General features: G+C 61.0%; 21 protein-coding genes. 10 read left to right on the top strand and 11 right to left on the bottom strand.

Going from position 1 to position 20,241, the window contains the following annotated elements:
* Positions 1–9 precede the first annotated feature (9 nt).
* Positions 10–2,172, bottom strand: a complete 2,163-nt coding sequence (locus ACZ5VE_RS12710; protein ID WP_464455521.1) for a thiamine pyrophosphate-dependent enzyme — start codon at positions 2,170–2,172, stop codon at positions 10–12.
* A gap of 161 nt (positions 2,173–2,333) precedes the next feature.
* On the opposite strand from ACZ5VE_RS12710, the gene ACZ5VE_RS12705 reads away from it, so the two are divergent.
* The 3 genes from ACZ5VE_RS12705 to erpA all read left to right on the top strand — a co-directional run bounded on the left by ACZ5VE_RS12705 (position 2,334) and on the right by erpA (position 4,317).
* Positions 2,334–2,801, top strand: coding sequence for a MarR family winged helix-turn-helix transcriptional regulator (locus tag ACZ5VE_RS12705; protein ID WP_464455520.1), 468 nt, complete (start codon positions 2,334–2,336; stop codon positions 2,799–2,801).
* A 38-nt stretch (positions 2,802–2,839) separates the two neighbouring features.
* Positions 2,840–3,841, top strand: coding sequence for a Bug family tripartite tricarboxylate transporter substrate binding protein (locus tag ACZ5VE_RS12700; protein ID WP_464455519.1), 1,002 nt, complete (start codon positions 2,840–2,842; stop codon positions 3,839–3,841).
* A 110-nt stretch (positions 3,842–3,951) separates the two neighbouring features.
* Positions 3,952–4,317, top strand: coding sequence for an iron-sulfur cluster insertion protein ErpA (gene erpA, locus ACZ5VE_RS12695; RefSeq protein ID WP_090137811.1), 366 nt, complete (start codon positions 3,952–3,954; stop codon positions 4,315–4,317).
* A gap of 33 nt (positions 4,318–4,350) precedes the next feature.
* On the opposite strand, the gene ACZ5VE_RS12690 is transcribed toward erpA, so the two are convergent.
* Together ACZ5VE_RS12690 and ACZ5VE_RS12685 are read right to left on the bottom strand one after the other, a co-directional pair.
* Positions 4,351–5,487 carry an anhydro-N-acetylmuramic acid kinase gene (locus ACZ5VE_RS12690; protein ID WP_464455518.1) on the bottom strand — a complete coding sequence of 379 codons (1,137 nt, stop codon included), beginning with the start codon at positions 5,485–5,487 and terminating at the stop codon, positions 4,351–4,353.
* A gap of 97 nt (positions 5,488–5,584) precedes the next feature.
* Entirely contained in the window at positions 5,585–7,051 is a 1,467-nt protein-coding gene (locus ACZ5VE_RS12685) for a peptidoglycan DD-metalloendopeptidase family protein (RefSeq protein WP_464455517.1), read from the bottom strand.
* Positions 7,052–7,194: 143 nt separating this feature from the next.
* Between ACZ5VE_RS12685 and tyrS the strand changes: the two genes are divergently transcribed.
* From tyrS to dbpA, 5 genes are all read left to right on the top strand, one after another.
* On the top strand, positions 7,195–8,427 hold the full coding sequence (gene tyrS / locus ACZ5VE_RS12680) for a tyrosine--tRNA ligase (RefSeq protein ID WP_464455516.1): 1,233 nt from the start codon (positions 7,195–7,197) through the stop codon (positions 8,425–8,427).
* 61 nt (positions 8,428–8,488) lie between these two features.
* Complete coding sequence (locus ACZ5VE_RS12675) at positions 8,489–9,415, top strand: cation diffusion facilitator family transporter (RefSeq protein WP_464455515.1); 927 nt, start codon at positions 8,489–8,491, stop codon at positions 9,413–9,415.
* Positions 9,412–9,864 (top strand): D-aminoacyl-tRNA deacylase, encoded by a 453-nt coding sequence (dtd, locus tag ACZ5VE_RS12670; RefSeq protein ID WP_464455514.1) that lies wholly within the window; start codon positions 9,412–9,414, stop codon positions 9,862–9,864. The genes ACZ5VE_RS12675 and dtd overlap by 4 nt, the downstream gene beginning before the upstream one ends.
* A 40-nt stretch (positions 9,865–9,904) precedes the next feature.
* The gene (locus ACZ5VE_RS12665; RefSeq protein ID WP_464455513.1) at positions 9,905–11,155 is read left to right on the top strand and encodes a YncE family protein; all 1,251 of its coding nucleotides are present in this window, start codon (positions 9,905–9,907) and stop codon (positions 11,153–11,155) included.
* Positions 11,156–11,186: 31 nt separating this feature from the next.
* On the top strand, positions 11,187–12,596 hold the full coding sequence (gene dbpA / locus ACZ5VE_RS12660; protein WP_464455512.1) for an ATP-dependent RNA helicase DbpA: 1,410 nt from the start codon (positions 11,187–11,189) through the stop codon (positions 12,594–12,596).
* A 310-nt stretch (positions 12,597–12,906) separates the two neighbouring features.
* Here the strand turns inward: dbpA and ybeY are convergent, their stop codons facing one another.
* Together ybeY and ACZ5VE_RS12650 are read right to left on the bottom strand one after the other, a co-directional pair.
* Positions 12,907–13,362, bottom strand: a complete 456-nt coding sequence (gene ybeY, locus ACZ5VE_RS12655) for an rRNA maturation RNase YbeY (protein WP_464455511.1) — start codon at positions 13,360–13,362, stop codon at positions 12,907–12,909.
* Positions 13,363–13,436: 74 nt separating this feature from the next.
* Positions 13,437–14,417, bottom strand: a complete 981-nt coding sequence (locus tag ACZ5VE_RS12650) for a PhoH family protein (RefSeq protein ID WP_464455510.1) — start codon at positions 14,415–14,417, stop codon at positions 13,437–13,439.
* Between the two features lie 93 nt (positions 14,418–14,510).
* On the opposite strand from ACZ5VE_RS12650, the gene ruvA reads away from it, so the two are divergent.
* Both ruvA and ruvB read left to right on the top strand, forming a co-directional pair.
* A complete protein-coding gene (ruvA, locus tag ACZ5VE_RS12645) occupies positions 14,511–15,086 on the top strand; it encodes a Holliday junction branch migration protein RuvA (protein WP_464455509.1) in 576 nt (191 codons plus the stop codon).
* A 14-nt stretch (positions 15,087–15,100) separates the two neighbouring features.
* Entirely contained in the window at positions 15,101–16,153 is a 1,053-nt protein-coding gene (ruvB, locus tag ACZ5VE_RS12640; protein ID WP_464455508.1) for a Holliday junction branch migration DNA helicase RuvB, read from the top strand.
* 196 nt (positions 16,154–16,349) lie between these two features.
* Here ruvB and ACZ5VE_RS12635 read toward each other — a convergent pair whose 3' ends face one another.
* Genes ACZ5VE_RS12635 through ACZ5VE_RS12610 form a run of 6 tightly spaced genes read right to left on the bottom strand, consistent with a single transcriptional unit; the run spans position 16,350 to position 20,134 of the window.
* Positions 16,350–16,994 carry a histidine phosphatase family protein gene (locus ACZ5VE_RS12635; RefSeq protein ID WP_464455507.1) on the bottom strand — a complete coding sequence of 215 codons (645 nt, stop codon included), beginning with the start codon at positions 16,992–16,994 and terminating at the stop codon, positions 16,350–16,352.
* A gap of 14 nt (positions 16,995–17,008) precedes the next feature.
* Positions 17,009–17,644, bottom strand: coding sequence for a DUF4136 domain-containing protein (locus tag ACZ5VE_RS12630; RefSeq protein WP_464455506.1), 636 nt, complete (start codon positions 17,642–17,644; stop codon positions 17,009–17,011).
* Between the two features lie 18 nt (positions 17,645–17,662).
* Complete coding sequence (ttcA, locus tag ACZ5VE_RS12625) at positions 17,663–18,598, bottom strand: tRNA 2-thiocytidine(32) synthetase TtcA (protein WP_464455505.1); 936 nt, start codon at positions 18,596–18,598, stop codon at positions 17,663–17,665.
* Positions 18,599–18,600: 2 nt separating this feature from the next.
* The gene (locus tag ACZ5VE_RS12620; protein WP_464455504.1) at positions 18,601–18,972 is read right to left on the bottom strand and encodes a dihydroneopterin aldolase; all 372 of its coding nucleotides are present in this window, start codon (positions 18,970–18,972) and stop codon (positions 18,601–18,603) included.
* Positions 18,969–19,364 (bottom strand): dihydroneopterin aldolase, encoded by a 396-nt coding sequence (locus tag ACZ5VE_RS12615; RefSeq protein ID WP_464455503.1) that lies wholly within the window; start codon positions 19,362–19,364, stop codon positions 18,969–18,971. The genes ACZ5VE_RS12620 and ACZ5VE_RS12615 overlap by 4 nt, the downstream gene beginning before the upstream one ends.
* On the bottom strand, positions 19,361–20,134 hold the full coding sequence (locus tag ACZ5VE_RS12610; RefSeq protein ID WP_464455502.1) for an SDR family oxidoreductase: 774 nt from the start codon (positions 20,132–20,134) through the stop codon (positions 19,361–19,363). Before ACZ5VE_RS12610 ends, ACZ5VE_RS12615 begins: the two co-directional genes overlap by 4 nt.
* Between the last annotated feature and the right edge of the window lie 107 nt (positions 20,135–20,241).

The raw sequence follows: 20,241 nt of genomic DNA, 5'->3' as shown, positions 1-20,241 counted from the left end.
CGAGGGCTTTCAAAAGGCATAACGGTCCAGACGGCGCTGGTCGCGCGCTTGCAGCCACTGGATCACAGCGCGGCGCACGCGCTCACGCAGGCGGTCCCAGCGGGTCGGATTGCTGACGATCTCGGCCTTGTAAAACGACGGGCAGAGCACGGCCGCGTGCGCAAGTTCGCCACACAGGCCGCAACCCACGCAGCTGTCGAGCACGGTGGTGATCGGATGGGGTCGCAGCGGATCGGGGTTGGGTTTGATCGACAGCGAAGGGCAACCCGACAGGCGGATACAGGAGTGGTCGCCGGTGCAGGTGTCGGGGTCCACTCCGAAACGCTCGCGCACCACGCGGTGTCCGGCGGCGATGGATTGCTTGACTTCCGACTTGACGCGGCGCTGCTTGTTGAGCATGCACTCGCTCTGTGCGATCAGGACTTTGGGGCCTTTGTCGGTCGTGGTCAGCGCTTCGCGCAGTGTGTTCACCATGGCCTTGAGGTCGTAAGTGCGTCGCACCGTCTTGACCCAGTTCACGCCAACGCCGCGCACAGCCTGTTCGATGGCGTGGTTGGTGCTGCGGGTCGGGTTGTGCGCGGTCGAGGACGGGATGTCCTGCCCACCGGTGGCCGAGGTGTAGCTGTTGTCGACCACGATGGTCAGGTTGTCGCTGCGGTTGAACACCGCGTTGGCGATACCGCTGGTCAGGCCGTTGTGCCAGAAGCCGCCATCACCCATGACTGAAATGGCCCGCTTGCCGGCAGGCACGCTGAGTGCCGACGAGCCGGCCGTGCCCAGGCCGTAGCCCATGGTGGTGTTGCCCAGGTTAAAGGGCGGCAGGATCGAGAACAGGTGGCAGCCGATGTCGGCACTCACATGGTGTTCGCCCAGTTCGCGTTCCACCAGTTTCATGGCCGTGAAGATGGGGCGCTCGGGACAACCGGTGCAAAAACCTGGCGGGCGGCCTTGGACCTGTGCGTTGAGCTCGGCGCTTGCGGCGGCGGGCTCCTGGAACGCCATCAGTGGAATTACCCGCTGGCTGGTCGGGGCCGGGCTGGAGGCGGGCCTGGTGGATTCGAAGAATTGGCGCAAGCCCTTGAGCACCACGGCGCTGGTGTACTCCCCGGCCACAGGCAGGATGTCCTTGCCGTGCAGTCGGGTGGTGATGCCTGCCTGGTGCAGGATGGCGCTGATGTTTTGTTCGACGAAGTTAGGCTGACCTTCTTCAATCACCAGCACGGCGCGTTTGCCTTGGCAAAAGCGCTGGACTTCGCTGTTGATCACTGGGTAAGCCACGTTCATCACATACAGCGGCACCTGGGTGTGGCCGTAGACATCGGCCAGACCTAACCGTTCGAGGCAGCGCACGACCGTGTTGTAACAGCCACCCTGTACGATGATGCCGATGTCGCTGGCGTCTTCTGAAAAGAATTCGTTGAGGCCCCGCTCTTCGATGAAGCGCACGGCGGCGGGCCAGCGCTGCTTCACTTTTTCTTGTTCGTGCTGGAAGCTCGCCGGTGGCAAAACGATGCGGCTGACGTCCCGTTGGGGTTGCTCCAGGGCCTGCTGCAGCGTGAATGGGGAACGCCTGTTGTCGCTGGCGACAAAGCTGCCATGAACGTGGCAGGCGCGGATGCGCAGTTGAAGCATCACCGGTGTCTGGCTGGCTTCGGAGAGCTCGAATCCGGTTTTGACCGCTGCCACGATCGAGGGCAGGTTGGGGCGGGGGTCCAGCATCCAGATCTGCGATTTCATGGCAAACGCATGGCTGCGCTCTTGCATGATGGACGAGCCTTCGCCGTAATCCTCTCCCACGATGATCAAGGCACCACCTGTGACGCCGCCCGAGGCCAGGTTGGCCAAGGCGTCGGAGGCCACATTGGTGCCCACTGTGGCCTTGAAGGTCACGGCACCGCGCAGCGGGTAGTTGACCGATGCGGCCAGCGTGGCGGCGGCGGTGGCTTCGCTGGCGCTGTTTTCAAAACGGATGCCGTGTTCAGTCAGGATGTCCTGGGCATCGGCCAGCACATCCATCAGGTGGGAAATGGGGGAGCCCTGGTAGCCCGCCACATAGGCCACGCCTGATTCCAGCAAGGCTTTGGTGACGGCCAGAATGCCCTCGCCATGAAACACCTCACCAGCACCCAGCGTGAGTTTTTTCACTTCCTCTACGAACGAGCGTTCAGCCATGCAATTCCTTTGGCGCGGGATCGTGGGACCCCAATTTCCATGATTTCTGATGGAGTCTAAACAGATAAACTTGAAGCGTAAACATATTCATAATCATGGTTTACCCTTGAAACCCAAGGTATTTGGTGCTTGATGCAAAAGATGGGCACTATCATCCGAGCATGCAACGCAAAATCGATTCTGTGCCGTTTGTCGATGACTATCTGGCGGCTTTGCTGGCGCAGGCCAGCACCCTGATTTCCCAGGAGTTCCACCTCATCGTCAAGCGCAGTGGTTTTTCTGTCACCGAGTGGCGCGTCCTGGCGACCCTCACCGACAAGCCGGGCATGAGCATTGGTCAGTTGGCTCAGGTCTCTGTCACCAAGCAGCCCACAGTCACCCGTTTGCTGGACCGCATGGTTGAAAAAGGCCTGGTCGAGCGCAGTGCGCACGATGGGGATCGGCGGATGACGGTGGTGCGCATCACCACGATCGGACGCAAGATCATCAACGACCTGGTGCTTCAGGCCAAGGCGCATGAGTCGCGCGTGCTGGAGCCCTTTGGCCATGAGCGGGCCGAGTCCTTGAAGAACACGCTGCGCGAGATCATCTTGCTGCACGCGAACCCGGGTTCAACCGCGATCGATTGAGTTTTCTTTTTTCATCCACTGTTTTCAGGAGAACCGCCATGCGTCTTTCTTTGCTTGCACCTTTTTTTCAGCGTCGCGCCCTCTTGGCCGCAGCGCTGGCGTTGTCGGGCTGTGGCCTGGCCTTGGCGCAGTCGGCGGCGGACAACTGGCCGACCAAGCCTGTGCGCTTGGTCGTGGCATTCCCTGCGGGTGGCTTGGCCGATGTGCTGGCGCGAATGCTGGCTCCTCAATTGAGCGAAGCGCTGGGACAACAGGTGGTCATTGACAACCGGGGCGGGGCGAGTGGCAACCTGGCGGCCGTCGAGATGGTGCGCAACGGCGGCGATGGCCACACCTTCATGGCCAACGTGTCGACCATCGAGTCGGCCAACCCCTTGATGATTGAACGGATGCCATTCGATCCGAACAAGGACCTGCAACATGTGGCCTTGTTGGCCAACACGCAGCTGTTCCTGGTCACACGGCCGACCTTGCCGGCCAACAACCTCAAGGAGTTCGTGGCCTTTGCCAAAGCCAACCAGGGTAAATTGAGCTACGGCTCGGCGGGCAATGGCACCACGCCTCACATCGGTGGGGAATTGTTCAAGCAGACCACAGGGCTGGCCGCCACCCATGTGCCCTACCGCGGTGCAGCTCCGGCGATCCAGGACCTGATGGCGAGCCAGATCGACTATGGCTTCATGCCGGGCACGGTCTTCCAGAGTGTCAAGGCGGGCAAGCTCAAGCTGCTGGCGGTGGCCACCCGCAAGCGCACCAGCAACTACCCGAGCGCGCCCACGGTGGAAGAAGAGGGCTTTGGCAAGGTGTATGTCGACACGCCGTTTGTCATTTATGCCCCGTCGGCGATGCCTGCCGCCCACGTTGCACGCATGAACCGTGAGATCAACCGTCTGCTGGCCCTGCCGGCCATCAAAAGCCGATTTGCCGATGTGGGCGCCGAGGCAGTCCCGATGAGTCCCGGCGAGGTCCGGTCCTTGGTGCAAGCCGAAGTGGAGCTCTTTGGGCCGGTCATCAAGGCGTACGGCATCAAGGTCGACTGAGTCACAGTGGGGTTGCAGAACAACCCCACTGTGAACAGCGTTACTGGGCGTTTGGGCGGGTAATTCCCGAGCAAACCGCTATACTATTTCCATTGACCCGGAGAAACACCATGAGCGCTGTTGCTGAAAATATCCAGACCGAAATGCCTGCCCCGATTGTCTTCACCGACAGCGCCGCAGCCAAAGTGGCTGACCTGATTGCTGAAGAAGGCAACCCTGACCTGAAACTGCGCGTGTTTGTACAAGGTGGCGGTTGCTCGGGTTTCCAGTACGGCTTCACCTTTGACGAAATCACCAACGAAGACGACACCACCATGAGCAAAAATGGCGTGTCATTGTTGATTGACGCCATGAGCTACCAGTACCTGATTGGGGCTGAGATTGATTACAAAGAAGACCTGCAAGGCGCGCAGTTTGTGATCAAGAACCCGAACGCCACATCCACTTGCGGATGCGGTTCTTCTTTCTCGACTTGATCGGATGAGGCTGCGGGCAGGGCTCGCAAAACATCAGCGGGGGTAAATTGCCCCCAACACACGGGCGCCTCTGGCGCCCGTGACGCTTGGCAGGCTTGCTGTCTCGCGTCGCATGGCCTTGCAAGCCAGCCAGGCAAAAGCCGCAGCCTCAACCTGCAAGGGCGGCAAGCCCCGCGCTTCGCTGCTGATGACCTGCAGCGTGGGCAAATGGTGGGCCAGTCGCTGCATCAGGTGCCCGTTCAAGGCACCACCACCACAAACGATCAAAGATGCGGCTTCGTTGGCGTGCCGTTTCACGTCGTTGGCGCAGGCCAAGGCGGTGTATTCGGTCAAGGTCGCCTGCACGTCAATGGCCGACAAGTCGGACTGTTTTTGAACGTGTTGCGCCAGCCACGCCGGGTTGAACAAGTCCCGGCCAGTGCTTTTGGGGGGCGTGCCATGAAGGAAGGGCTCGGTCATCAAAGCGCTCAACAAGGATGCATTGACCTGGCCTGCCGCCGCCCACTCGCCATCCCGGTCAAAGGGCTGGCCTGTGTGGGTGGCGCACCAGAAGTCCATCAAGGCGTTGCCGGGGCCGCAGTCCCAGCCAGTCACCGCAGCGCCTGGTTGCAGCACGCTGATGTTGGAGATGCCGCCGATGTTGAGCACGGCCACGCAGGCGTCTGGTTGCGCAAACACGCCGTGGTGGAAGGCGGGCACCAACGGTGCGCCTTGGCCGCCCGCCGCCAAATCGCGGCTGCGGAAGTCGGCCACCACGTCGATGCCTGTGAGTTCGGCCAACAAGGAGGGGTTGTTCAGCTGAAGCGTGTAGCCCACGGCGGCTTGCTGCTTAGCCGCATCGCCATCAAAAGCCAGCGGGCGGTGGCGCACAGTTTGTCCGTGAGCACCGACGGCGGAGATGTCATGCGCGTGCAAACCACTTTGCAGCAGCAGGTCATGAACCACTTCAGCATAGTGGCGTGCAATCCGGTTCCCCGCCAAGGCACTGAGGTGCAATTCATCGGGCCCGCTTTGGTTGAGCGCCATCAACGTGGCTTTGAAGGGCGCATCAAAAGCCATAAAGGCGTGGGCTTTGACCTGCGTCTGCCCGTGTGAATCGATGCTGGCCAGGACGCCATCGGCCCCATCGAGTGAGGTGCCCGACATCAGGCCAATGAAGTGCTCAGTCATGTGAAGAGTCGGTCAAAGATGTGGCTTGGGTTTGTTGGCTTTGCGGCTTGCTGATGCAGAGCGCAGCATCAAAAAAGGGCCTTGCGGCCCTTGAGGATCACTGCGAAGCGCCTTCGCGCATTTGCGCTGCGGCTTGGAGCTGTGCTCTGGCCTCTGCCGCCGTGGATCTGAAGCTTGCCATGGCCGACGGGCTGAGTGGGGTGCCTTGAGCCTGCTGGATGACTTTGTCAGGGTCCATGTGCACGCCGTTGACTCGGAATTCAAAATGCAGGTGCGGGCCGGTGGACCAACCGGTTGATCCGACGGCACCAATCGGTTGGCCTTTTTGAACGCTTTGGCCAGGCCGAACCAGAATGCGGCTGAGGTGGGCATAAACCGTGGAATGGTTGCTGCCATGGCGAACAATCACCACATTGCCAAAACCGCCTTGAACGCCGGCAAATTCAACCACGCCATCGCCAACGGTTTGCGCAGGCGTGCCTGTTGGTGCTGCATAGTCCACGCCCAAATGCGCTTTCATGGTTTGGAAGATGGGGTGCAAGCGCATGCTGAAGCCGCTGGTCTTGCGAGAGAAAGCCACGGGCGATGCCAGGTAAGCGCGGCTGAGGCTTTTGCCGTCCAGGCTGTAATAGTTGCCTTTTTGTCCGGGTGTCTGATGCCAGACAGCCTGATAAGTCTTGTTGTCGTTGTTGAATTCGGCTGTCAACACGCGGCCGGTCCGGACAGGCTCGCCATCTGCTTCCAACACTTCGTAGACCACAGAGAACCGAGCCCCTTTGCGCAGCGTGCGGTGAAAGTCGATCTGGTTTGAAAAAATCTGGGTCAATTGGCCGATGACGGCATCTGGCAGTCGTGCCTCGTCGGCGGCGTCATACAAAGAACTGGCCACCGTGCCACCCGTCATGCGGATGCTGGTGTTCATGGGGGAGGTTTCCAGTGCCGCGTGCAGACCTTGGGGCGTGCGCGTGACGACCAAGTGCTGGAAGAAGCTGTCTGACTCGTTGTTGAGCCAGCGAACACTCAGTTGGCGCAAATGTTGTTGACTGTCTGCTTCTGCCAGGACCGATCGCCCCGCCTGCTTCAAGGCTTGCTTGACCAGCGGGTTGCTGCGCAAGAAGTCAGCGGCGCGTGGATCGACCAGGCCCAGGCGGCGCAACAAGCTTTCAGGCGTGTCCGATGCCCGTGTGCTGTCGGTGCGCGTGAGGTTGATGTTGACCAGATCGAGGGATTTCGCCTGGTCTTGCAGGCCAGCAATTTCGACAGGCGTCGTCACTGTGACGATCGGTTGGTCTGAAATGTCGGGCCCCAGGTTGGCAATGGCGAAGGCACCGCCACCGCCTGCCAGCAAAACGGACGCGAGTGTGGCGCTGATGGTTTTGGGATGTCGGCTCAACCAACGGACACTTGCTTGAAGAGCGCGGGTCAATTGAGGATGCTGTCCATCCAGCCAAGCGAGCACGCGTTGGGTGGCGATCAAACCCGCACCCAGCACAGCGGTGCACAGGAACAGAAAGCCGATGAACAGGGAGGCCAGTCGTGACTGGATGGAAGAGAAAAATGGCATCAATTCGGGGTGTTTCACAGGCCTCATGCATCGTGCGATGAGGTGGTGTGATGGGCAATGTCAGGTCGCCCCTAAAATGGACGACTTGGAGAAAATGGGCCATTGTACCGGTCTATATCCATCTGACTTTAGAAAAAACCCTTATGAATCAAGCGCTTGTTACAAAATTCCCGGTCACGGACAAGACCCGTCATGCTTTGGAAGTCACCTTGCGGGGCTGTGAAGAGCTGATTCCAAAGGAAGATTGGCTGCAAAAACTGGCCAAATCTGAGGCCACGGGCGTGCCCTTGCGCATCAAGCTGGGTCTGGACCCAACGGCACCCGACATCCACATCGGTCACACCGTGGTGCTCAACAAGATGCGTCAGCTGCAGGATCTGGGTCACCAGGTCATCTTTTTGATCGGTGACTTCACCAGTCTGATCGGCGATCCGTCAGGCCGCAACAGCACCCGCCCGCCGCTCACGCCAGAGCAAATCAAGCTCAATGCCGAGACTTATTACAAACAGGCCAGCCTGGTGCTGGACCCGGCCAAGACCGAGATTCGTTACAACAGCGAATGGAGTTTGCCTTTGGGGTCCATGGGCATGATCCAGCTGGCCGCCAAGTACACCGTGGCCCGCATGATGGAGCGCAACGACTTCCATGACCGCTTCCACGCGGGCACGCCCATCAGCGTGCACGAGTTCTTGTACCCGCTGATGCAGGGCTATGACTCGGTGGCTCTCAAGTCTGATCTGGAGTTGGGCGGGACCGACCAGAAGTTCAACCTGCTCATGGGCCGTCACCTGCAGGCCGAATACGGGCAAGAACAGCAATGCATCTTGACCATGCCGTTGCTCGAAGGCCTGGACGGCGTGGACAAGATGTCCAAATCCAAAAACAACTATATCGGCATTGCCGAAGAGCCCAACACCATGTTTGCCAAGGTGTTCAGCATTTCCGATGTGCTGATGTGGCGCTGGTTCACCTTGCTGTCCTTCAAGTCCATGGCCGAAATCGAGGCTTTGAAGAAGGAAGTCGAAGGCGGGCGCAACCCCAAAGACGCCAAAGTCATGCTGGCCAAAGAGATCACAGCGCGTTTTCACAGCGCAGTTGCGGCCGAAGCGGCCGAGCAGGACTTCATCAACCGCAGCAAGGGCGGCGTGCCCGACGACATTCCTGAAGTGTCTTTGTCCGGTGCACCCATGGGCATTGGTGCCCTGCTCAAGGCGGCCGGTCTGGCCCCATCGACCACCGAAGCCGGGCGGCTGGTGGACGGCGGCGGTGTGCGTGTGGACTCCAGTGTGGTCAGCGACAAGGGGTTGAAACTCGAAGCGGGCACTTACATTGTGCAAGTCGGCAAGCGCAAGTTTGCCAAAGTCACGCTGGCTTGACCAGGCACGTGGGCCTGCAGGCGTTCATCTCGGGTTCATTTCTCAAAGGTATCCTCAGCGCATGAAAACACTTGATTCCTGGATGACGCCCAAACGCATGTTATGGGCCTCGGTGGTGGTGGCGTTGATCACGATTGGACTGAAAACACTGGCCTGGTTGCTGACCGACTCGGTCGGCTTGTTGTCAGACGCGATGGAGTCACTGGTCAACCTGGCCAGTGCCATTTTTGGTTTGATGATGGTCACCGTGGCCGCCATGCCTGCTGACGAAGACCACCCTTACGGGCACCACAAAGCCGAGTACTTTTCTTCCGGTTTTGAGGGCATCCTCATTTTGGTCGCCGCTTTGGGCATCATTTGGGCGGCTACCCATCGCATTTTTGACCCACAACCCATTGAGAAAGTGGGCTTGGGCTTGGCCTTGTCAGTGGGCAGTTCTGCCCTGAACGGCTTGTTGGCCTGGCTGATGTTTCGCGCCGCCAAGCAGCACCGCTCCCTGGCGCTGGAGGCTGATGCCCGCCATCTGGTGACCGATGTCTGGACATCTGCCGGGGTGGTGATCGGGATTGGCTTGGTCAGTGTGACCGGCTGGTTGTGGCTGGATGCGCTGGTGGCCATCGGCGTGGCCCTGAACATTCTGAAAGAAGGCTGGCACCTGATCTGGGTGTCTTCGCAAGGGCTGATGGACGAAGCTCTGGAGCCAGAGGTGTTGACCGAGGTTCAAAAAGTGCTGGACAGCTTTGCCCACCAGCGCGGCGAGACCGAGATCATTCGTTTTGACCACCTGCACACCCGCAAAGCCGGCCAGCGCCGCTTTGTCGATGTGCACATGCACATGCCCGCCAGTTGGACTTTGGGCCGGGCTGCCGCGCTGCGAGGCAGCGTCGAGCAGGCTTTGATGAGCGAAGTGCCCGGCCTGCGCGCCACCATCCAGCTGTTGCCCAGCGATGTGGAAGCGCATTTTCACGATGCCCGGGACTTGAAATGATCGTCGTGTTGCAGCGCGTGAGCGAAGCCAGTGTGCGGGTCCATGGCGAAGTGATCGGCCAGATCGGTGCAGGTTTACTCGTGCTGTTTTGCGCAGAAAAGGGCGATACCGATGCGGTGGCGGACAAGATGCTCGCCAAGATCCTCAAGATGCGCATCTTCGGGGACGACGCAGGCAAGATGAATTTGAGTGTGCAGGACACAGCGGGTGGTCTGCTGGTGGTGAGTCAGTTCACTTTGGCCGCAGACATTTCTTCGGGGACCCGTCCAGGCTTTTCGGGGGCTGCAGCACCCGAAGAAGGTCGGCGACTTTACGAGTACTTTGTCGCCCAAGCCCGGCAGGAGCATGCGGTGGTGCAAACGGGCCGCTTTGCTGCCGACATGAAGGTCGCTTTGGTCAACGACGGTCCAGTGACGATCCCCATGACCCTGCGCGCGCCTGGGGCGTGAGTGAGAAAAATGGATCGCTGATTTTTGTGAGTTCTTCAAAATGAAAAAACTTTTCTGGACCGGATGCATGGCCGGCATGCTTTGGGTGTCGGGTGCGCAGGCGCAAGAGCCGCTGGTGCGCGTGGCGCGTATTCAGGCACTGGGCAAAACCAATGCGCCCCAAGACATCTATGACGTGCGGATTCAATCCCCTAAGTCCGCGATGTTTTCTCAAGACGGCAAGAAGCTCTACATCAATGCCCTGGAGGGCGGGCAAACGCTGGTTTACAGTTTTCCAGACCTGCAGCCCCTGAGGTCGATTGACCACACATTCGGCCCCGCAGACGCTGCGCTCTTTCAAAACGAAACCACGGTCTTCGGCTACCCCTATTTCCATGGCAAGTCGGGACAGTACAACCATTTTCTGGGCAAGCCCGTCGAAATGGCGATGTCGCACAACGGCAAATACCTCTGGGTGCCTTATTACCGGCGCAGCTTTGACCTGAACGCCTCGTCGCCCTCGGCGTTGGCCATCATTGACATGCAGACCGACAAAGTGGTGCGTGTCATGCCCACAGGGCCCTTGCCCAAATACGTGGCCATTTCCCCCGATTCCCGCCAGGCGGTGGTGACCCACTGGGGCGACAACACGCTGGGGGTCTTGGACATCAGTGCAGACCATCCCCGTGACTTTCGCTACAACGGGCACTGGGTGGTGGAGCGCAAATTGCCCACCGAGGGCATCAAGGGCAACCGGGACAGCAATTGCGGCTTTTGCTTGCGCGGCACGGTCTACACGCCAGATGGCCAGACGGTGCTGGTGGCCCGCATGGGCGGCGGCGGCGTGGCTGGCTTTGAGGCTGCCACCGGGCGTTACCTTGGTACGGTCACCGACATCGTGCCCAATCCCCGGCACATCGTGATCAGCCATGACGGCCGAACGCTGTATGTCAGCGGCAACCAGAGTGGTCTGGTCGGGCGTTACGACCTCGCGGCCGTGGTGCAGGCCCTCAAGACTGCAGGTGCTCAGCGTGTTGCAGGGCCAGGTGGCCGCAGCCTGAGTGTGGGCATGGGCGTTCGCACCATCGAGCTGAGCCCGGACCAGCGCAGCCTGTATGCCGCCATCAACAACGATGCGCGACTGGTCAAAGTCGATCTGGCCTCGTGGTCTGTGGTCGCGCGCAGCGAAGTGGACCCCTTCACTGTTGGCTTGGCCGTGAGCCCGGATGGCAAGACCATCGTGACCACCAGCCAAGGGCGTGAGATGGTCGGTGGCTACTCTGTGGGCTTTTACCGAGACGCCGGGCGTTGATGCGGTGTTGTCCGGGAACGATAATCCCCGGATGACTGCAACTTCTCCCGCCGCGAGCGCCGCTCGCTTTGACCAGCTCCAGCTGGCCCCCGCCACCCTCCAAAACCTCGAACAACTGGGCTACACCCAGATGACGCCCATCCAGGCGGCCAGCTTGCCGCTGACCTTGGCCGGGCAAGACCTGATCGCCCAGGCCAGCACCGGCAGCGGCAAAACCGCCGCCTTTGGCCTGCCCCTGATCGAGCGCCTGCAAAGCGCGGGCTCGCCCAGCGCCGCCATTCAGGCCGTGATCCTCTGCCCCACACGCGAGCTGGCCGACCAGGTGACGCAGGAAATCCGCCGCCTGGCCCGTGCCCGCCAGAACGTGAAAGTCGTCACCCTGTGCGGCGGCGTGGCTTTGAGAGGCCAGACGGTGAGCCTGGAGCACGGTGCCGATGTGGTGGTGGGCACGCCCGGCCGCATTCTCGACCACTTGGAGCGCGGTTCGCTGAGCCTGGCGGGTGTGAACACGCTGGTGCTGGACGAGGCCGACCGCATGCTGGACATGGGCTTTTTTGACGACATCGCCAAGGTGGTGCGCCAATGCGCCAAAGACCGCCAAACCCTGCTGTTTTCGGCCACTTACCCCGAAGGCATCGCCAAGCTGGCCGCGCAGTTCATGCGCGCACCGCAAACCGTCAAGGTCGAGGCACAGCACAGCGCGCACAAGATCCGCCAGATTTATTACGAAGTGAGTGAAAGCCAGCGTCTGGACGCCGTGTCCAAACTGCTGGCGCATTTCCGCCCCGAGCGCACGCTGGCGTTTTGCAACACCAAGCAGCAGTGCCGTGATCTTGTGGCCGTGCTGCAGGCGCAGGGTTACAGCGCGCTGGCGCTGTTTGGCGAGCTGGAGCAGCGCGAGCGAGACCAGGTGTTGGTGCAGTTTGCCAACCGCAGCTGCTCGGTGCTGGTGGCCACCGATGTGGCCTCTCGCGGGCTGGACGTGGAGGGCTTGGAAGCCGTCATTAACGTGGACGTGACGCCTGACGCAGAAATCCACATCCACCGCATTGGCCGCACCGGTCGCGGCGATGCCGAAGGCCTGGCGCTCACGCTGGCCAGCATGGACGAAATGGGCTCGGTCGGCAAGATCGAGGTGATGCAAGGCCGCGAGTCCAAATGGGAGCCACTGTCTGGCCTGACGCCCGCTGCTGGCGGTCCGTTGCAGCCCCCCATGCGCACGCTGCAAATTGTGGGTGGCCGCAAGGAAAAAATCCGCGCAGGCGACGTGATGGGCGCTCTGGCGGGTGAGTGCGGATTGACCCGTGAGCAGGTCGGCAAGATCAACGTGAACGAGTTTTCGACCTATGTGGCGGTGCAGGCCGAGTTGGCTCGCAAGGTCGAGACGCAGCTGTCGCACGGCAAGATCAAGGGCAAGAGTGTGAAGGTTCGCTTGCTCTGACGTCTGTGCCGTTTGCTTGGGCGGTGAGTGAGGGGATGCGGCGGGTTCCTCATGACGGGGTACCGAAAATCGTCACCCGCCGCATCCCCTCACTCACCTGAGTGGTCATTCGAGCAAGAGATCGGCTGCTGCTGACTGGTTTTCGCTCAGAGGTCTGCAGGTTCGACGCGCTTTGGATGCTCACTGGGTTTTAAAAATGCACAACGGCCTGGAATGGGGTGGGGCCGGGTGACGATTTTCGGTACCCCGTCATGAGGAGCCCGGCCCCACCCCATTCCAGGCCTCACCGCACAAGCCAGAGCAAAAGAACTTAGAGGTAAGGGTTCTTCAACCCCAAGCCCGCCAAAATGACCACCTCATAGGCCTCCATCTCTTGCGCATCGGCCTCGCTGGTCTCGTGGTCCCAACCCTGTGCGTGCAAAGCGCCGTGCACCAGCAAATGCGCGTAGTGCGCTGCCAGCGTCTTGCCTTGCTCCTTGGCCTCGCGCGCGACCACTGGGGCGCACAGCACCAAGTCGGCCATCACCACGGGTTCTTGCGCATAGTCGAAGGTCAGCACATTGGTGGCGTAGTCCTTCTTGCGGTAACTCTTGTTCAGCTCGCGGCCTTCTTCTTCGCCCACGATGCGCACCGTGATTTCTGCATCGTCAGCCAGCGCGTGCCGGATGGCCCGGGTCACCGCATGGCGGGGCAGGGCGGCGCGGTGACGGGCTGCATAGGGAATGTCGCCAAATTGCAGCGACAGTTGGAGTTGTTTCAGGGCCATGTTGTTCTTGTGGAGGTGTGGTCAAAGAGGGGCGGCGTGGCCAGCGTCAAAAGGGCCTGGGTGCCGCTGGCAGGTCAATCGTCGGTGGGTAAGGGCTTGCGGCGGGTGGTAACGCCCGCTCTTAATACGGCACTGCCCTGTGCATCGTAGGCATCCACAATGCGGGCCACCAGCGGGTGGCGCACCACGTCGGCGCTGCTGAAGCGCGTGAAGGCAATGCCCTTGACCCGCTTCAAGACCCGCTCAGCATCGATCAGGCCGCTCAGCTGGCCTTTGGGCAGGTCGATCTGGCTCACATCGCCCGTGACCACCGCCTTGGCACCAAAGCCGATCCGGGTCAGGAACATCTTCATCTGCTCGGTGCTGGTGTTTTGCGCTTCGTCCAGGATCACAAAGGCGTTGTTCAGCGTGCGTCCGCGCATGAAGGCCAGTGGGGCGACCTCGATCGCGTTGCGCTCAAACGCCTTTTGCACCTTGTCGTAGCCCATCAGGTCGTACAGCGCGTCGTACAGCGGGCGCAAATACGGGTCCACCTTTTGCGACAGGTCGCCGGGCAAAAAGCCCAACCGCTCACCGGCTTCCACCGCAGGGCGCGTGAGCACAATCCGTTGCACGCTGGCGCGCTCCAGCGCGTCCACCGCGCAGGCCACGGCCAGGTAGGTCTTGCCTGTGCCAGCCGGGCCGATGCCGAAGCTGATGTCGTGTGTGGCGATGCTCTCCAGATAGGCCGCCTGCACCGGAGTGCGGGCCTTCAGGTCGGCGCGGCGGGTTTGCAGGCTGGGAAGGTCGGCTTCTTCGCCCCCGCTGTCGCCCACCAGCATGAGCTGCACCATGTCGGGGGCAATCGGGCGGTCGGCACGTTCGTAAATCGCCTGCAAAATTTCCATGGCCCGCATGGCCACGGCCTTGGGGCCATCCACCTTGAACTGCTCATGGCGGTGCGCAATGCTCACCTGCAGGCCCGCCTCGATGGTGCGCAGGTGTGCGTCCATGGGCCCGCACAGGTGCGACAGGCGGGTGTTGTTGTGTGGGGTGAAGGTGTGTCTGACGATCAAGGGGATAATCCTGTCCGAGGGTGGTTTCGCTGGTGATTTGCAGGCCAAGGAGCCCCGATTCTCCTCCATATCCATGCAACCCAAAGGCCCCCCATGATTGGCAAACTCACCGGCATCCTGAGCGACAAAAACCCACCCGAAGTGGTGGTGGACTGCCACGGCGTGGGCTATGAAGTCAATGTGCCCATGAGCACTTTCTACAACTTGCCTGCCACCGGCGAAAAAGTCAGCTTGGTCACGCACTTTGTGGTGCGCGAAGACGCGCAAATCCTCTACGGCTTTGCCACCTTGTCCGAGCGCGAAGCCTTTCGCCAGCTCATCAAGATTTCGGGCGTCGGCCCTCGCACCGCGCTCAGCGTGTTGTCGGGCATGAGCGTGACCGATTTGGCGCAGGCCATCACCACGCAAGAGGTGGGTCGGCTGGTCAAAGTGCCCGGCATCGGCAAAAAAACCGCCGAACGCCTGCTGCTGGAACTCAAGGGCAAACTGGGCGGTGACTTGGGCGGCTTGTTTGCCGTGAACACCCCCGACGCGCAAAGCGACATCCAGCAAGCCTTGCTGGCGCTGGGTTACAGCGACAAGGAGGCTGCAGCTGCGCTCAAAAGCCTGCCTGTGGATGTGGGCGTGAGTGACGGCATCAAGCTGGCCCTCAAAGCCTTGAACAAATGAGGACGAACTGAGCCATGAGCATCCGCACCGACGACTTTGCCCCGCAGCCCGAACCTCGGGTCATTTCTGCGGCCCCCGTGTCCCACCAGGAAGAAGCGATTGAGCGCGCCCTGCGCCCCAAGCTGCTTGACGAATATGTCGGGCAGGTCAAGGTGCGTGAGCAGCTGGAAATTTTCATCAGCGCCGCCAAGATGCGCGAAGAGCCGCTGGACCATGTGCTGCTGTTTGGCCCGCCGGGCCTGGGCAAGACCACACTGAGCCACATCATTGCCGCCGAGCTGGGGGTGAACCTGCGCCAGACCAGCGGCCCGGTGCTCGAAAAGCCCAAAGATTTGGCAGCGTTGCTCACCAATCTGGAGCGCAACGATGTGCTGTTCATTGACGAGATCCACCGTCTGTCGCCCGTGGTCGAAGAGATTTTGTACCCCGCGCTCGAGGACTACCAGATCGACATCATGATCGGCGAAGGCCCGGCGGCGCGCAGCATCAAGCTCGACCTGCAGCCCTTCACGCTGGTGGGCGCGACCACCCGGGCGGGCATGCTCACCAACCCTTTGCGCGACCGTTTTGGCATCGTGTCGCGGCTGGAGTTTTACACCCCCGAAGAATTAACCCGCATCGTGACCCGCAGTGCGGGCTTGCTGAAGGCCCCGATTGACCCGGAAGGCTCGTTCGAGATCGCCCGCCGTTCACGCGGCACGCCGCGCATCGCCAACCGCCTGCTGCGCCGGGTGCGCGACTACGCCGATGTGAAAGGTGACGGCACCATCCACAAAGGCCTGGCGCAAAAAGCCCTGGTCATGCTCGACGTGGACCCCGAAGGCTTTGACCTGATGGACCGCAAACTGCTCGAAGCCGTGATCCACCGTTTTGACGGCGGCCCGGTCGGGCTGGACAACATCGCCGCCAGCATTGGCGAAGAGCGCGACACGATTGAAGATGTCATCGAGCCTTATTTGATCCAACAAGGCTATTTGCAGCGCACGCCACGCGGCCGCATGGCCACGCTCGCCGCGTTCAAGCATTTGGGCGTGACACCGCCCAAGTCGTTTGGCGAACGGATGTAAAGACCGAAGCTGTTGTGTCTTTCTGGGAGCGAGCCCCCGCTCGCGAATGTCGCTCAGCGAGAGCCGTCATTCGGCCGCAGGGGCGGCCTCCCACAGAGTCATAGGGCTTGGATGTTTGTGGGAGCGAGCCCCTGCTCGCGAATGCAGGCTTGCCCTCAGTGACCGATTCGCTCACAAGTTGTGAGCACTTGCAAATTCAGGCTGACGTTTCGTCTTTACCCAGCGCATCCAGATGCGAGGTATCGCCCCAGCCCACCAGCGACAGCCCTTGCGGCGTCCACAGCAGCCGGTTGACGGCGGTGTTGGTCAGTTGCCAAGTGCGCGGGGCTTGCAGCTCAAGCCGCGTCGCTGCGCGGTAAAGGATGTCCAGCACGCCGCCGTGTGCCACCAGCACGATTTGTTGGCCGGGGTGACGGGCGGCCAGTTCGTCTACGGTGGTCACAATCCGCTCGCGCAACGCAATCAACGATTCACCGCCGCCCGGGGGCGTCCAGTCGGGCGTGCGTTTGCGCCAGTGCCAGGCCTGTTCAGGCAGCTCGACTTCGATCTCGGCAAAGGTGCGGCCCTGAAACTCTCCAAAGTGCCGTTCGCGCAAGCCCGCATGTTGACTCACCGTGTGTCCCATGGCCTGTGCGATCGCACTGGCGGTTGTGTGAGCGCGTGACAGGTCGCTGGCGTAAATCGCGTCGACCACTTCACGCTCTGCCAGCGCTTGGGCCAGGTGCTTGGCTTGCCGCAGGCCCACATCGTTGAGCGGGATGTCCAGATGGCCCTGCAAGCGGGTGTCGACGTTCCAGGCGGTTTCTCCGTGGCGAATGGCCAGAATGCGGGTGGGTTCCATGAAGTATTTGGGTCTCAGCGGGGCAGTTCGATGTTGACCCTGCGCGGGCCTGCGGGCGGGTTGGGGAAGTTGGCCAGTGCGGCTTGAAACAGCGTCGCAAAAATGGTGGCATTGTCCCGCCACGGTCCGTCATGAGAGGCGCGGGTTTCGTACACCACCTGGCCCGTTTGGAGGTCGCGCATGATCAAGCCCACTTCGCGGTGGTAATGCGTGGGTGGCGGAAAACGCATGCCCATCCCTACGCCCAAGCCGACACGGGGCCCCAAGCCACTGCCAATGAACACGTCGCCATAAGGTGTCCAGCCCGGTGGCAGTGGTCGCCCCCAAGGGTCGGCCAGGTACTGCGTGCCTGCAAAACTCACCAGCACGCTGATCTGCGCCCCTGCATCGTCGCGCACCAAGCCCACCGCCGTCATGGCGGCTTGCGCTTGTTGCTCGGCCAGCCCAGCTTCGGGGTTGTTGACTTGTGACGGCAGGCGTTCAAAACGGTACTTGGCACCCTGCAAGCTCATGCCCGGCGGCACAGCAGCCACGGACACCACATCGCTGTCGATCAGGCGCGTGGAGGCGCAGCCTGTCAACCCGGTCAAGGCCAGAGTGGCCAAGGCCATCGAAAACCACCGCGTGAGCTGCCGAGTTGTTGTGCGCATGAATGTACCTCTTGAGGTTTACATCGAGATGACCTGAATGCCCGGCAAGGAGGCTTCCTTGAACTCTTCTTCGTCGAAAGCCTTATCGCCTGCCTCGTCCGCCATGCCGGTGATCTTCAGGTCCTTGAAGCCGTGCAGCTTGGCGTCCATCAGGTGCGAAGGCACCACATTTTGCAAAGCCGCAAACATGTTTTCAATGCGGCCGGGGTGCTTCTTTTGCCACTCGCGCAGCATGTTGCCCACCTGCAGGCGTTGCAGGTTTTCCTGGCTGCCACACAGTGTGCAGGGGATGATGGGGAACTGTCGGTGCTCTGCCCAACGGATCAGGTCGGTCTCGGCCACATAGGCCAGCGGGCGGATCACCATGAACTCGCCGTTGTCGCTGACCAACTTGGGGGGCATGCCCTTGAGTTTGCCGCCAAAGAACATGTTCAAAAAGAAGGTCTGCAGCATGTCGTCGCGGTGATGGCCGAGCGCCAGCTTGTTGCATTTCAGCTCTCGTGCCACCCGGTACAAAATGCCCCGGCGCAGACGCGAGCACAGGCTGCACATGGTTTTACCTTCAGGGATCTTGTCTTTCACGATCGAGTAGGTGTCTTGCGTCTCGATGTGAAATTCCACGCCCAGCTCTTTCAGATAAGCGGGCAGGATGTGGTCGGGAAAGCCGGGTTGCTTTTGGTCCAGGTTGACCGCCACCAGCTCGAAGTCGACCGGGGCGCGGGCCTTCATCTTGAGCAGGATGTCCAGCATGCCGTAGCTGTCTTTGCCGCCGGACATGCAGACCATGATGCGGTCGCCCGCTTCGATCAGGTTGAAGTCGCTGATGGCTTGGCCCATCTGGCGGCACAGGCGCTTTTCGAGCTTGTGGGTTTCGCGTTCGATCTTGACGGCCTTGGCCGCCGCTTCGGCTTGGCTTTCAGCGTCCACCCAGGTGTTTTCAGTTGTTGTGTTCATGTTCACCACTGTCCGGTTTCCATGCGAATGGCCACTTCGCAGTCTTCAAAAATTTCAAGTTTGGCAATCTTGACGCGCACGCCCAGCACGCCGGGCAGTTGCATCAGACGGTTCGAGAGTTTGCCGATCAGCGTTTCGAGCAGGTTGATGTGCTCGGCCGTGCATTCGTCGATGATGATTTTGCGCACCTTGCGGTAGTCCAGCACATGGTTGATGTCGTCGTCGCTGGGCAGCAGGGGCTGCGTGCCCAGGTTCAGCTCGGCATCGACCTGGATCGGCTGGGGGTCGATTTTTTCGTGCTCAAGGATGCCCAGGTTGGCGTCAAAGCGCAAACCTGTCAGCTCCAGGGTTTGGTGTCCTGCGGGTGTTTTCATGGTGCGGGTTTGATTTGGAAAATTTCAACCCCGACGGCTTCGCAGTCCGGGTACACATCGGGTTTGCAGCTGGACAGGCGCACCGCCTGCACCTGCGGGTGCGCGATCAGCTCGCGCATAAGGTCGTCGCACAAAGTCTCTTGCAACACGATGTGGCCTTGGGCGATGCGGCGGGCGATCACCTCGCGGATGAAGTCGTAGTCCACCACCTCGGCCAGATCGTCTTGCGTGGGTGTGGAGGCGCTGTAGGGCACAAACAGTTCTACATTGAAAACGATGCGCTGGGGGCCGAGCTTTTCAAAGTCGTGCGCGCCGATGCGCACGTCCACCGTGTGGTTGCGCAAGAAAAGGCGGCGGCAGTTGAGCGCCAGTTGACTGAGAGCATCGCTCATGAGGCAGCTTTCGTGTCGGCCAAAAACATCACGTCACGTTCCAACGGCACCAGGTGCTGGCCATTGTCCACGCAGACCGTGGTGCCGGTGATGCAGGGGTTTTGCGCCAGGAACAGGCATGTGGCCGCGACCTGCGCCGGGTCGATCGGCTGGCGCAGCAGGTTCACGCGGCTGGCGCGGTCAAAGTTGTCCTGGGTTTGCGGGCCGCTCAAAAACATCAAACCCGGGGCCACGCCGCACACACGCAAAGGGGCCAGTGCTTGGGCCTGCAAGGCCACCGAGCGCTCCAGCGCCAGTTTGGAGACGGTGTACGAAAAATAGTCCGGGTTCAGGTTGAACACCTTCTGGTCCAGGATGTGGACCACGCTGCGCTGGCCGGGTGCCGTGTCAGGTGCGGCTTGCTGTGCCATCAGTGAGGCCAAAGTCAGCGGCGCGATCAGGTTGACTTCGAGCTGCTGGCGGGTGCCACCCAGGTCCATGTCGGTGCCAGTGTCGGGCTCGAACAGCGAGGCGTTGTTCACCAGGCAATCGAGCGGTCCGTGACTTTGCGCGATGTGGGCCATCATGCGTTCGACTTCGGCGCTTTGCGATAGGTCGGCTTGCACCAGTTCCACGTGCGCCCCCTGTGACCGCAGCTCGGCCTGCAGTGCCCATGCGGCCGATGCCGAGCGCTGGTAATGGCACCACACGCGCCAGCCCGCCGCCGCAAATTGGCGGACGATCTCGGCGCCCAGGCGTTGAGCGCCTCCGGTGACCAGAACTTGTTTCATGAATGGGGGGCTGGGCAGAACGGACTGCGCAGGAACATCAAAGGGAGACAAAGGGTTGGATTATCGGGCAAGCCATGGGTTTGGGCCCCGGCAAGCCGCCAAAACCC

The sequence above is a fragment of the Limnohabitans sp. INBF003 genome (assembly GCF_055396645.1).
This window is presented reverse-complemented; position numbering and strand designations above follow the sequence as displayed.

What these genes read in the sequence shown, in the direction of transcription:
- ACZ5VE_RS12615 (WP_464455503.1), bottom strand. Translation starts at nt 19,364, where the DNA reads ATGAGCGATGCTCTCAGTCAACTGGCGCTCAACTGCCGCCGCCTTTTC.
- dtd (WP_464455514.1), top strand. Translation starts at nt 9,412, where the DNA reads ATGATCGTCGTGTTGCAGCGCGTGAGCGAAGCCAGTGTGCGGGTCCAT.
- ACZ5VE_RS12690 (WP_464455518.1), bottom strand. Translation starts at nt 5,487, where the DNA reads ATGACTGAGCACTTCATTGGCCTGATGTCGGGCACCTCACTCGATGGG.
- ruvB (WP_464455508.1), top strand. Translation starts at nt 15,101, where the DNA reads ATGAGCATCCGCACCGACGACTTTGCCCCGCAGCCCGAACCTCGGGTC.
- ybeY (WP_464455511.1), bottom strand. Translation starts at nt 13,362, where the DNA reads ATGGCCCTGAAACAACTCCAACTGTCGCTGCAATTTGGCGACATTCCC.
- erpA (WP_090137811.1), top strand. Translation starts at nt 3,952, where the DNA reads ATGAGCGCTGTTGCTGAAAATATCCAGACCGAAATGCCTGCCCCGATT.
- ACZ5VE_RS12610 (WP_464455502.1), bottom strand. Translation starts at nt 20,134, where the DNA reads ATGAAACAAGTTCTGGTCACCGGAGGCGCTCAACGCCTGGGCGCCGAG.
- ACZ5VE_RS12700 (WP_464455519.1), top strand. Translation starts at nt 2,840, where the DNA reads ATGCGTCTTTCTTTGCTTGCACCTTTTTTTCAGCGTCGCGCCCTCTTG.
- ACZ5VE_RS12710 (WP_464455521.1), bottom strand. Translation starts at nt 2,172, where the DNA reads ATGGCTGAACGCTCGTTCGTAGAGGAAGTGAAAAAACTCACGCTGGGT.
- ACZ5VE_RS12685 (WP_464455517.1), bottom strand. Translation starts at nt 7,051, where the DNA reads ATGCCATTTTTCTCTTCCATCCAGTCACGACTGGCCTCCCTGTTCATC.
- ACZ5VE_RS12665 (WP_464455513.1), top strand. Translation starts at nt 9,905, where the DNA reads ATGAAAAAACTTTTCTGGACCGGATGCATGGCCGGCATGCTTTGGGTG.
- ACZ5VE_RS12620 (WP_464455504.1), bottom strand. Translation starts at nt 18,972, where the DNA reads ATGAAAACACCCGCAGGACACCAAACCCTGGAGCTGACAGGTTTGCGC.
- ACZ5VE_RS12705 (WP_464455520.1), top strand. Translation starts at nt 2,334, where the DNA reads ATGCAACGCAAAATCGATTCTGTGCCGTTTGTCGATGACTATCTGGCG.
- ACZ5VE_RS12630 (WP_464455506.1), bottom strand. Translation starts at nt 17,644, where the DNA reads ATGCGCACAACAACTCGGCAGCTCACGCGGTGGTTTTCGATGGCCTTG.
- tyrS (WP_464455516.1), top strand. Translation starts at nt 7,195, where the DNA reads ATGAATCAAGCGCTTGTTACAAAATTCCCGGTCACGGACAAGACCCGT.
- dbpA (WP_464455512.1), top strand. Translation starts at nt 11,187, where the DNA reads ATGACTGCAACTTCTCCCGCCGCGAGCGCCGCTCGCTTTGACCAGCTC.
- ACZ5VE_RS12635 (WP_464455507.1), bottom strand. Translation starts at nt 16,994, where the DNA reads ATGGAACCCACCCGCATTCTGGCCATTCGCCACGGAGAAACCGCCTGG.
- ACZ5VE_RS12675 (WP_464455515.1), top strand. Translation starts at nt 8,489, where the DNA reads ATGAAAACACTTGATTCCTGGATGACGCCCAAACGCATGTTATGGGCC.
- ttcA (WP_464455505.1), bottom strand. Translation starts at nt 18,598, where the DNA reads ATGAACACAACAACTGAAAACACCTGGGTGGACGCTGAAAGCCAAGCC.
- ruvA (WP_464455509.1), top strand. Translation starts at nt 14,511, where the DNA reads ATGATTGGCAAACTCACCGGCATCCTGAGCGACAAAAACCCACCCGAA.